This window comes from Rhizobium sp. IBUN (genome assembly GCF_000510625.1).
In the GTDB taxonomy this organism is placed as follows: Bacteria; Pseudomonadota; Alphaproteobacteria; order Rhizobiales; family Rhizobiaceae; genus Rhizobium; species Rhizobium altiplani.
Genome location: NZ_AZNV01000011.1, coordinates 143351 through 154624 on the forward strand (window position 1 = coordinate 143351; position 11274 = coordinate 154624).

At 61.3% G+C, this 11274-nt stretch carries 7 protein-coding genes; 2 read left to right on the forward strand and 5 right to left on the reverse strand.

Features of this window, described 5'->3' with window-relative positions; translation table 11 throughout:
• Nucleotides 1-67: 67 nt before the first annotated feature.
• Nucleotides 68-2386, forward strand: a complete 2319-nt coding sequence (locus RHIBUN_RS0113025; RefSeq protein WP_025659898.1) for a PAS domain-containing sensor histidine kinase — start codon at nt 68-70, stop codon at nt 2384-2386.
• Here the strand turns inward: RHIBUN_RS0113025 and RHIBUN_RS0113030 are convergent.
• The 4 genes from RHIBUN_RS0113030 to RHIBUN_RS0113045 all read right to left on the reverse strand — a co-directional run bounded on the left by RHIBUN_RS0113030 (nt 2383) and on the right by RHIBUN_RS0113045 (nt 9280).
• The gene (locus tag RHIBUN_RS0113030) at nt 2383-5340 is read right to left on the reverse strand and encodes a bifunctional [glutamine synthetase] adenylyltransferase/[glutamine synthetase]-adenylyl-L-tyrosine phosphorylase (RefSeq protein ID WP_025659899.1); all 2958 of its coding nucleotides are present in this window, start codon (nt 5338-5340) and stop codon (nt 2383-2385) included. The genes RHIBUN_RS0113025 and RHIBUN_RS0113030 overlap by 4 nt on opposite strands.
• A 117-nt stretch (nt 5341-5457) precedes the next feature.
• Nucleotides 5458-6879, reverse strand: coding sequence for an ATP-binding protein (locus tag RHIBUN_RS0113035; RefSeq protein WP_025659900.1), 1422 nt, complete (start codon nt 6877-6879; stop codon nt 5458-5460).
• Nucleotides 6876-7622 carry a response regulator transcription factor gene (locus RHIBUN_RS0113040; RefSeq protein WP_025659901.1) on the reverse strand — a complete coding sequence of 249 codons (747 nt, stop codon included), beginning with the start codon at nt 7620-7622 and terminating at the stop codon, nt 6876-6878. Before RHIBUN_RS0113040 ends, RHIBUN_RS0113035 begins: the two co-directional genes overlap by 4 nt.
• A 77-nt stretch (nt 7623-7699) precedes the next feature.
• The gene (locus RHIBUN_RS0113045) at nt 7700-9280 is read right to left on the reverse strand and encodes a Do family serine endopeptidase (protein ID WP_025659902.1); all 1581 of its coding nucleotides are present in this window, start codon (nt 9278-9280) and stop codon (nt 7700-7702) included.
• Between the two features lie 219 nt (nt 9281-9499).
• Here RHIBUN_RS0113045 and RHIBUN_RS0113050 point away from each other — a divergent pair, with 219 nt between their 5' ends.
• The gene (locus RHIBUN_RS0113050; RefSeq protein WP_025659903.1) at nt 9500-10678 is read left to right on the forward strand and encodes an MFS transporter; all 1179 of its coding nucleotides are present in this window, start codon (nt 9500-9502) and stop codon (nt 10676-10678) included.
• A gap of 2 nt (nt 10679-10680) precedes the next feature.
• Here RHIBUN_RS0113050 and RHIBUN_RS0113055 read toward each other — a convergent pair whose 3' ends face one another.
• On the reverse strand, nt 10681-11136 hold the full coding sequence (locus RHIBUN_RS0113055; protein WP_025659904.1) for a cytochrome c-type biogenesis protein: 456 nt from the start codon (nt 11134-11136) through the stop codon (nt 10681-10683).
• Between the last annotated feature and the right edge of the window lie 138 nt (nt 11137-11274).

Genomic DNA, 11274 nt, shown 5'->3' on the forward strand with positions numbered 1-11274 from the left:
AGTGATTCATTGAGTTAGGTTCGGGCGAGCGGCGCTGCGAATCACACGAGGGATCAAGGCTGAAGAGATGATGAACGTGCGGCGGGCAACCGCAGCCGAGGGACGGCTGCGTGTCGATTTCGACGGCCTCCTGGCCTGGCGGGACAGCTTTTCAGTCCGCCGCTCCGCCATGACTTCATCGTCTTCGCGCAGCCTGTCGCAGGTCGAAATCGTCCTGAAGCGAATTATTCCGATCCTGATCGTAGCCTTCCTTACGGTTGTAGCCGCGTCACACTTCTTTGGAATGGTCTCCGAATACGGGCGGACAGAAGCCGCTGCCCGTCATTCCACCGCGCTTGCCGCCGCGACCGCCGCCGCGGCCTTCGCCGATGCCAACCGGATCTTCGAAACCGCGGATGCCGCGCAGGCGCAGGCTCGGCTGGCGCGCTTCCTTCCGCAGGACCGCCTGGATGACGATGCGTTCGTGCTGCTCGTGCAGCCAAGCGGCAAGGTGTTTGCCGCAACTGCGGCCGGCTCGGCTTACCTCGGCGCCAGCGTCGGCGATTTCTTCTCAGAGATCTCGGCGGTTCGCCGGTTCGGCGATCGCGCTGGCGTCATCGAGACAACAATCAGCGGGCTTCCGCACTACGCGGAAATCACGCTCATCGGCAACTCCGGCGGCTACGTCATCGCGGCAACGTCGTTGGAGCGGATAAGCAAGCTCTGGCGAGACGAGGTCACGCTGAACGTGACCCTCTTCGCAGGCATCTCCTCGATCCTGCTCGTCATCCTCTACGCCTACTATATGCAGGTGAAGCGCGCCCGCGATGCCGACGATACCTTTCTGGAGTCGAACCTTCGCGTCGAAACCGCGCTGTCGCGCGGGCGCTGTGGGCTCTGGGACTTCGATTTCGACCGCCGCGAATTTTACTGGTCGCGCTCGATGTACGAAATGCTTGGGCTTCCCGGCTCCGACCGGACGATGTGCTTCAGCGATGCCGCCCGCCTGATGCATCCGGATGACGGCGGCGTCTACGAAATCGCCCGGTCAATCGCTCGCGGTGATGCGGGCCAGGTCGACCAGATCTTCCGCATGCGGCATGCCGGCGGCCATTATGTCTGGATGCGGGCTCGCGCGCAGGTGATCCGCACCAATTCCGGCGGCGTCCACATGATCGGTATCGCGATGGACGTGACCGAGCAGCATCGCCTCGCCCAGCGCTATGCCGAGGCCGATCAGCGACTGGCCGACGCCATCGAATGCACATCGGAAGCCTTCGTGCTCTGGGACAAGAACGACCGCCTCGTCATGTGCAACGCGCACTTCCAGCAGGCGTACGGACTTCCCGATAGCGTTTTGGTCCCCGGCACCGAGCGCACAGTCGTCAATGCTGCCGCCGCGCGCCCCGTGATCGAACGCCGTATCGCAGACGCAGATGGCTCCGGTTATTCCCGCACAACCGAAGTACAGCTTGCCGACGAGCGCTGGCTGCAGATCAACGAGCGCCGTACGCGCGACGGCGGCATGGTTTCGGTCGGCACCGACATTACGCTGCTCAAGCGCAACCAGGAGCGCCTGCGCGACTCCGAACGCCGTCTCATGGCGACGATCGGAGACCTCTCCGCTTCCCGCCAGACGCTGGAAAGCCAGAAGGCGGCCCTTTCTGTCGCCAACTCCAACTACCTGCTCGAGAAGGAGCGCGCGGAAGGCGCCAACCGTGCGAAGAGCGAGTTCCTGGCAAACATGTCCCACGAACTTCGCACGCCGCTCAACGCAATCCTCGGTTTTTCGGAGATCCTGCAGGATCAGATGTTCGGTCCGCTCGGCTCGTCGAAGTACAACGAATATGCCCGCGACATTCACGACAGCGGCAAGCATCTCCTGAACGTCATCAGCGACATTCTCGACATGTCGAAGATCGAGGCCGGCCACATGAAGCTCGAGTGCGAGACGATCGATCTCGCGCCGCTCATCGAGGAAAGCCTTCGCTTCACAGCAATCCCGGCCGCCCAAAAGAACATCTTCGTCGAACAGCGCCTTTGCGATGGAATGCGGTTGACCGCCGATCGCCGTGCCATGAAGCAGATCCTGCTGAACCTGCTCTCCAACGCCGTGAAGTTCACCAACGAAGGCGGTCACATCGCCGTGCGCACGCGTCGTACCAGCAGCGGCGTCATGCTGACGATTGCCGACACCGGCATCGGCATCCCTCGCGCGGCGCTCGGCAAGATCGGCCAGCCTTTCGAACAGGTGCAAAACCAGTACGCGAAAAGCAAGGGAGGCTCTGGCCTCGGTCTCGCGATCTCGCGGTCGCTGACGATCCTTCAAGGCGGGAAAATGAAGATCCGTTCGCGCGAGGCGATCGGCACCGTCATTTCCCTGCACATCCCGAACGGCGACCGCTAAGTTTTCACAACTATCTGGAATACTTTCCTGATGGCTTTCGAGAGCCGTTTGATCTCTCCCTCAAGCGTCTTGATGTCAGGGCAATCGGCTGCCCGGCAGACAAGATCAATGAGGCCCGCCGGCGCCTCCTTCGGCTCGAACAAGCCATCGATACATAGGCGGATGAGCTGTGAGATATCGGTATAGAGCGACAGTGTCGCTAGGCAGAGTTCCATATCATCACGGTCCATCAGCTCCGCGCCGACTAACTTCACTTGCCCTGCCGTATTGAAGTCGTCCTCCTCGATGGCGATGCCTTTGGTGGAGGCCACGAGCCGCAGATACTGAGCGATGAATTCGATGTCGATCAAGCCGCCCGGAATGAGCTTCAGGTCCCAGATGCTGGCCGGCGGTTTTTCTTGCTCAATCAGGGCCCGCATCTCCGACACGTCCTTGGCGATCTTCTCTGCGTCGGTCTTCGAACGAAGCACGTCTGCGATGATCCGCTCAGCCTCCTTGATCAATTCCTTGTCGCCGCACACGAGGCGGGCACGCGTCAGAGCCATATGCTCCCAGGTCCAGGCTTCCTCGCGCTGATACTTTTCGAAGGACTTGATGCGGGTGGCGACCGGCCCCTTGTTTCCCGAGGGCCTGAGGCGCATGTCGACCTCATAGAGCACGCCCTCCGCCATCGGCGCCGAGAGCGCCGAAATCAGCCGCTGGGTGATGCGGGTGAAATAGCGCGTCGAGTCCAGAGGCTTGGGGCCCGATGATTCGGCGGCTTCATCGTCGTAATCATAGAGCAGGATGATATCGATGTCGGAACCTGCAGTGAGTTCGAAGGTCCCGAGCTTACCCATACCGACCACAGCCACACGACCACCCGGAAAATCGCCATGTGCCGTCCTGATCTCCTTCATGACGGCATCGAGCACTGCCTCAAGGACGAGATCGGCCAGGTGAGTGAAGGCGCGGCCGGCCATGGCGCCTTGGATCGCGCCGGTCAACAGCCGGATGCCGATGAGGAAGCGCTGTTCGTCCGCGAAGATGCGCAGTCGATCGAGCACCTCCTCATAGTCCCGCGCGGGCGCGAGAAAGCCGCGTATGCGTTCGGCGAGATAGGATCGCGTCGGCAATTCCGCCATCAGGCCGGGATCAAGCATGCCGTCGAACACATGCGGCTTGGCGGCAATGACCTCTGCCAGCTTCGGCGCCGAGGACATGATGTTGACGATGAGCGACAAAAGCGCCGGGTTGCTGCCAAGGAGCGAAAACAGCTGAATGCCGGAGGGCAGGCCGGAGAGAAAGCTGTCGAAGCGCAGGATCGCTTCGTCGGCGCGGTTGCTTTCCCCGAACACGCGCAGCAGCTCCGGTGTCAGTTCAGTCAGCCGTTCGCGTGCCTCCACGGATTGCGTCGCCTTGTAGCGACCGTAGTGCCATGTGCGGATAACGCGAGAAATGTCGGACGGGCGCTCGAAGCCGAGCTTGCGCAGCGTGTTCAGCGTATCGGGATCGTCGGCCTGACCGGTGAACACCAGATTGCCCGTTTCTGTTGAAAGCTTGGTCTCTTGTTCGAACAAGCGGGCATAGCGCCGCTCGACCGTCTTGAAGACCTCGACCAGGCGCGTGGCAAAACTCGGCGTGTCGTCGAACCCCATCATGAAGGCGATGCGCTTCAGATCGGTTTCGGTCTCGGGTAAAAGATGGGTTTGCTCGTCGTGCACCATCTGAATTCGATGCTCGACGTCGCGAAGGAACCAATAGGCCTCTGTCAGCTCGTCGCGCGTCTCCTCGTCGATCCATCTCGCTTTTGTCAGCTCCGCCAACGTCTCTTCGGTACCGCGGCAACGAAGTGCCGGCATCCGGCCGCCGGCGATCAGCTGCTGCGTTTGCGCGAAGAATTCGATCTCGCGGATGCCGCCACGACCGAGCTTTACGTTATGGCCCTTGACCGCGATTGCGCCATATCCCTTGTGCGCATGGATCTGCCGCTTGATGGAATGGATGTCGGCGATAGCAGCGTAGTCGAGATACTTGCGAAACACGAACGGAACCAGCCCGCGCAGGAACTGCTCGCCGGCTTGGATATCGCCAGCGACCGCCCGTGCCTTGATGAAAGCGGCACGTTCCCAGTTCTGCCCTCTGCCCTCATAATAGATCATTGCCGCATCGAACGAGATGGCAAGCGGCGTCGATCCCGGATCCGGCCGCAGCCGCAAGTCGGTGCGGAAGACGTATCCATCGGCGGTCCGTTCCTGCATGATCCGTACGAGCCGCCGCATCAGACGCGGAAAGATCTCGATCGCGTCATCACGATCTGCGACGATCCCCGCCTGTTCGTCAAAGAACACGACCAGATCGATATCCGATGAGTAATTGAGCTCCGATGCGCCGAGCTTGCCCATGCCAAGAACGATCAGCCCCGAGCCCTCACCGGGCGCGGTCACGTCCTTAAGCGTTACCTTGCCCCCATCGTGAGCAGCAAGCAGAAGGTGATCGATCGCCGCGCTGACGGATGCTTCTGCGAGCCGGCTCAACCAGGCGGTCGTCACGCGACCGTCGAAAATCCGGGCCAGATCCGCCAGGGCGACGAGGAAAGCGACCTTGCGCTTGATGATGCGCAGGCGGCTCATGACTTCCGCTTCGCTCGGCGCCTCGCCATTTGCTGCCGGCTTCCAGCAGGAACGCGCCTCCGCGATCAGCGCCTCGATGCGCGGTTCCAACGGCTCCGAAATCGCAGTTGCGACGATTGCCGTATCGATGTTGGCAATCTCGCGTAGATAGGGAGACAAGGTCAGTGCGGTTGTGATGAAGTCGCGAAGCGTGCCGTCCGCCTTGAGCATCTCCGCCACGGCAGGTTCGCTTTTGCCGATCTTCTGAAGATCCGTCTGGGCAAGCTTCAACTCGCTCTTGTTCAGCGGTTTCAGCAGCCCGTCGGCTACTTCCACAAGGCTATGCCTCGAACCCGTCAGCATGCACCCTCCCTGGCGAACAGAACCGAGAACCGCCGGGGAGAATCACACAACTTCCGGCAACTGGAATCTAACCTAGGGTCTGTGGCAGCGATGGCCAACACAGAATTCAATCAGTAGTCAACGTGTTCGCGGAGAGCTATTCACCGGAAAGATCATACTGACCGTGAGGCCGCGCTTTTCCTGATTTTGCGGATCGGTATCGGACAGTTCCAGCTTCCCGCCGTGCAGTTCCATCACCGCCTCGACCAAGGAGAGGCCAAGGCCGGTGCCGGGCTTGGAGCGGCTTTCATCCAGCCGCACGAAGCGCTTCAGCACATCCTCCCGCTTCTCGGCCGGGATACCCGACCCATGATCAGCGACTGAGAGACAAATGCCATCGGCCCGGCGGAGCAGCTTCAGCGCGATATCGCCGTGGCCCTCGGCATCCGAGGAATATTTGATGGCATTGTCGATGAGATTGAAAATCGCCTGGCCGATTAGCTCGCGGTTGCCCTGCACCTCGATATCCGGCTGGATCGATGATGTGAGCACCAACCCGGCTTCGTCGGCGACGGGTTCATAGAGTTCAGCGCTGTCTGCCACGATCGCCGAGAGGTCGACCGCCGACATTTCTGCGGCGACCGATCCCGCTTCGACGCGCGAGATCATCAGCAGTGCATTGAACGTACGGATCAGCTGATCGGACTCGGATATAATTCCCTCAAGCGCGACGCGTCGAACCTCGCCGTCCTTGGTGTCCAGTGCGTCGGCGGCCTTGTTGCGCAACCGCGTCAGCGGCGTCTTGAGGTCGTGCGCAATGTTGTCTGAGACCTGTCGCAATCCCTCGTTCAGCTTCTCTATCCGGCCGAGCATCGTATTGAGTGAAACAGACAGGCGATCGAACTCGTCGCCGGAACCGCCGACTGGAAGACGCTGCGAGAGGTCGCCAGCCATGATCTTCTTGCTGGCATCGGACATGCGGTCGATGCGTTTCAAGGCATTTCGACCGATGCCGAACCAGATGATGATCGCCCCGAGACCCATGATCGCGAGCGCGATCATCAGCGCCTGCCGGACCAGCCCGCGGAATGCCTCGGGCTCCCCGAGGTCGCGGCCGATCAGCAGACGCAACCCGTTGTCCAGCACGAAGATGTTGGCAACGGCCATGTGCCGGCGACTGATGCCGCTTTCCGCATAACGCTGATAGGTGAAGGGCATGGAGGTCCACCCCTCCTCATCGAGCACCCCGGGCTGCACAGATGCGACGTTACCGGCGAGGATATCGCCCGAGGGACCGGCAATGATATAGAGATTGGCACCGGGCTGGCGCGCGCGACGCTCCATCGTCCGAAGAAGAAGGTTCATGCCGCCGGCATCATAGGCCCGCTGGACCTGATCGACTTCCTGCTGCACGGCTTCGCGGATCTGGTTGGTCAGAAGCCGCTCGGACATCGCGGTCACATAGAAGACCAGCGTCGCGGCGCAGATGGCGAAGAGCAGGATGTAAAGTGCCGAGAGGCGGACTGCCGTAGACTTGAAGAGAAACCAGAAGCGGTTCATCCCTCGTCCTTGATCATATACCCCGCACCGCGAATGGTCTTGAGAAGCGGCTGGGCGAAGTCCTTCTCGATCTTCGACCGCAGTCGCGAAACATGAACGTCGATGACGTTGGTCTGAGGATCGAAGTGGTAGTCCCAGACGTTTTCGAGAAGCATCGTCCGGGTCACGACCTGACCGGCATTCTTCATCAAATATTCGAGGAGGCGGAATTCGCGCGGCTGCAGCGGTATTTCCTTGCCACCGCGTCGAACCTCATGCGCGAGCCGGTCCAGTTCAAGATCGCCGACGCGATAGACAACGTCCTGATCCGGCGTGCCCTTGCGGCGGCCAAGCACCTCGACACGAGCAAGAAGTTCACTGAAGGCATAAGGCTTCGGCAGATAGTCGTCACCACCCGCCCTGAGGCCTGTAACGCGGTCGTCCACCTGGCCGAGAGCGGAGAGAATGAGAACCGGCGTATGAATTCCCTTGCGGCGCAATTCGCTGATGACGGACAAACCGTCGCGGCGCGGCAACATGCGATCGATGACGATCACGTCATAGCTGTTTTCCGAGCCCATGAAGAGCCCGCTTTCGCCATCGCTCGCGTGATCGGCCACAATGCCAACCTCACGAAATGCCTTGGTGAGGTAGACCGCTGCTTCGAGATCGTCTTCGATAATGAGAATCTTCATGCGGTCGACATTACCTGCCGGCTGCGTTTCGGCAAGGCTCAAAGCTTCTTCCTGTTGCGAAGAGGTCATTGCGATCACCTACGGATATGGACGAAAGGGAGCCGCGCCCAGAAGGCGCGGCTCCCCCCTATGTCAGGGTTGGCGGATTAACCCTGGCCATTGATCGGAAGGGCGACGAAGCGGCTGCCTTCCTTCGACTGGATCTGGAAGAGTGCCCGCGTGCGGCCATCCTTCTTCGCCTGGTTCAGGACCTTGACGACATCATCAGCGTTGGAGACTTCCTGGTTGTTGACCGAGGTAATCTTTTCGCCTTCCTTGATGCCCTTGTCGGCCGCGTCGGAATCCGGGTCGATGCCGGTGATCTGCAGACCCTTGCCGTCTTCGGAAGGACCAACCGTCAAGCCCAGATCAGCCAGAGCCTTTTCGGAAGCAGGAGCCTGGCTTTCCGGTGCCTGATCGCCGTCGTCAGCGGAAGCATCCTTCTGTTCGGCGGGCAGCGTTCCGAGTTCGACCGTCAGAGACTGAGCCTTGCCGGCACGCCAGACGGAGAGCTCGACCTTCTTGCCGGGCGTCATGGCGCCGATACGGCGGCTGAGGTCGCGGGCATCCTTGATGGTTTCGCCGTTGACGGCGGTGACCACATCACCTGCCTTCATGCCAGCCTTTTCACCAGGCGTACCAGCCTGAGCGGAGACGACAAGCGCACCGCTCGCCTCGGAAAGGCCGAGCGAGTCGGCGATGTCCTTGGTGACGGGCTGGATCTGCACGCCGAGATAGCCGCGAGATACCTGGCCGTCCTTCATCAGGTCACCAACGACATCCTTGGCCGTAGACGCCGGGATGGCAAACGCAATACCCACATTGCCGCCCGACGGAGAGAAGATCGCGGTGTTGATGCCGACGACTTCGCCACTGAGATTGAAGGTGGGGCCACCGGAGTTGCCGCGGTTCACAGCAGCGTCAACCTGCAGATAGTCGTCATACGGGCCGGAGCCGATGTCGCGGCCACGAGCCGAAACGATACCGGCCGTTACCGTACCACCGAGACCGAAGGGGTTACCGACAGCGACAACCCAGTCGCCGACGCGAACGCCGTTGTCATCGGCCCAGTTGACGTAGGTGAACTTGCGGCCCTTGCCATCAACCTTGAGGACGGCGAGGTCCGTACGGGGGTCCTTGCCGATCAGCTTGGCATCAAGCTCGGTGCCATCGTTCATGACCGCAACGAATGCCGCGCCGTCGGAAACGACGTGGTTGTTGGTGACGATGTAACCGTCTTCAGAAATGAAGAAGCCCGAGCCCTGGGCAACCGGACGCAGACGGCCCTTGCCATCCTGCGGGCCATGGTGACCCTGCGGACCACGACGGCCCTGCTGGCCCTGCTGGCCCTGCGGACCTTGCTCACCGAACTGGCGGAAGAAAGGCTTCAGGGCATCCGGAAGATCGTCGAAACCACGGCCATTAAAGTCGAAGGCGAAGCCGTTGCCCTCGTCATCGGCGACGGGGTTGACACGGTTTTCGACACGCACGGAAACAACTGCCGGCGAAACCGCATCGACGACGTTCGCGAAGCTAGGAACAGACGGGGCCTGAACCTTTACGGCTTCGGCATAAGAACGGGTGATTTCGAGGGGAATACCGGTCGCAAACACCGCAGCGGCAAGGCCGGCGACGGTCGAAGCCTTCAGCGCGGTATTGAGCGACGGAGCTTTGATATTCTTAAACATGAGTGCACCTTCTTTGACTTCAACATCTACAGGATCGGGATGACCAGATCGGGTGATGAAGCAAGATATAGGACGGCACACCTTACTGCGAACTGTCCGACCGATGAAAAATTCGTAATGTGCAATACGACGCGTTGCGATCCGTGCAGCAATCTCGCCCTCGACTAAGGCTCTGGGAGTCGATAAGCCTCCTTTCCACAACCGGAGGAGGACGAGACAATGGCCCATGTGGTCACGGGGGAGGATTTTGCGCCCGACACTGCCGCGCTGGCAGCCGTCATCTTCGGTGTCACCGCCTTCGCGGTTGCACAGGGACTGACCTACCCGCTGATTTCTCTGGTCCTCGAGCATCGTAACGTTGCGCCCAGCCTCATCGGCTTCAACGCCGGTTGCTTTGCGGCGGGCCTTGCTGTCGCAACGTTTGCGGTCACGTGGCTGTCGCGAAAAGTCCGCGGCGATCGCTTGATCGTCGCAGGCCTCATCGGCTGTGCCGTCAGCCTCTCCACTTTCGCAACATTCGACTCGTTCTGGGTGTGGTGCGTCGCCCGACTTTTTCTCGGATTCTTCGTCAGCCTGATTTTCATGTTGAGCGAGGCCTGGCTCAACACCGCCTGTCCCGACCGCCTGCGCGGGCGCGTTTCCGGTCTCTACGGCGCCGGCATGTGCGGTGGCTTTGCCGCGGGTCCGCTCGTGATCCCGATCTTCGGCACGGAGCAAGGCTTCGCCTTCGCCCTGCTTGCCGTCTACGTCGCCTGCGTCGCCTTCCTGACGATCATCCTCACCCGGAGAGCACGGACGCTTCCCGAGCAGGCCGCCTCGGGAGCGCTCTTCAAGTTTGTCAGAAGCGCACCGATGCTGATCTGCATGGTGGTCGCATTTGCATTCGCCGACATTGCCGCCATTGCGGCGATGCCCGTCTATTTCGTCCGGCTCGGTTATTCCGAGGCTTTCGCCGCCATCAGCGTTACGGTGCTCGCGCTGCCGACCGCGCTTGCCCAACCTGTCGTCGGCTGGCTGCTCGACAAGACCTCGCGCTTTGGCGTCGCCATCTGCTCCGGCCTGCTCGCCGGGCTGAGCTTCATCGCGATCCCGTTTCTTCAGTCGCAGGCGGCGATCCTGGTGATGTTCGGCATCATGGGCGCTGCTAGTTTTTCGCTCTACACCTGCGCCTTGACGATCCTCGGCGAGCGCTATGCCGGGGACACGCTTGTCGCGGGAAGTGCGGCCTTCGCCCTCGCCTACGCTGTCGGCAGCGCGGCGGGCTCGTCCTCGGTCGGCGCGATGATGGACGTCTATTCGCCATCGGCAGGACCTATTGCCGCCGGTAGTGTGGTGCTGGCATTCACGGGGGTGCTTGTCGCGTCTGTGGTGCGCCGCCGCCTCCACAGGCGGTCGTAGGATCACTCGTCGAGCAATTCTCTCAGGCGAGCCTGTTCTTCGGCTGTCAGCTTGGAGCCCGTCGGCCGGCCTACCCATTTCCGTGCGAAGACGATCAGCGAGAGGCCGCCTGCGACGGCGAGCAGGAGCGGCGCGCCCCACAGAAGGATCGTCTTCGTTTCGAAGCGCGGCTTCAACAGCACGAACTCGCCGTAGCGCGAGACGATGTAGTTCATCACCTGCTCGTTCGTATCGCCATCGGTCAACCGCTCGCGCACCAACAGGCGCAGGTCCTTGGCAAGTTCCGCATTGGAATCGTCGATCGACTGGTTCTGGCAGACCATGCAGCGCAGTTCGGCGGAGATCGCCCGGGCGCGCGCCTCGAGCGCCGGATCGGCAAGAACCTCGTCCGGATTGACGGCAAAGGCCGGCGCNGCCGACAGAACTATCGCTATCACCAGGAGCAGACGNCTCATCATTCGGCNGGCTCCATGGCAGGACGCAGCGGCTTTGCCCTGCGGTTCGGCGCCCCGACACGCAGGCGCCGGTCGCTCAGCGACACGAAGCCGCCGATCGCCATGATCACCGCGCCACCCCAGATGCAGAGAATGAAGGGC

Excerpts from the sequence above, each read along its gene's own strand:
- RHIBUN_RS0113025 (WP_025659898.1), top strand. The coding sequence starts at position 68 with ATGATGAACGTGCGGCGGGCAACCGCAGCCGAGGGACGGCTGCGTGTC.
- RHIBUN_RS0113030 (WP_025659899.1), bottom strand. The coding sequence starts at position 5,340 with ATGCTGACGGGTTCGAGGCATAGCCTTGTGGAAGTAGCCGACGGGCTG.
- RHIBUN_RS0113035 (WP_025659900.1), bottom strand. The coding sequence starts at position 6,879 with ATGAACCGCTTCTGGTTTCTCTTCAAGTCTACGGCAGTCCGCCTCTCG.
- RHIBUN_RS0113040 (WP_025659901.1), bottom strand. The coding sequence starts at position 7,622 with ATGACCTCTTCGCAACAGGAAGAAGCTTTGAGCCTTGCCGAAACGCAG.
- RHIBUN_RS0113045 (WP_025659902.1), bottom strand. The coding sequence starts at position 9,280 with ATGTTTAAGAATATCAAAGCTCCGTCGCTCAATACCGCGCTGAAGGCT.
- RHIBUN_RS0113050 (WP_025659903.1), top strand. The coding sequence starts at position 9,500 with ATGGCCCATGTGGTCACGGGGGAGGATTTTGCGCCCGACACTGCCGCG.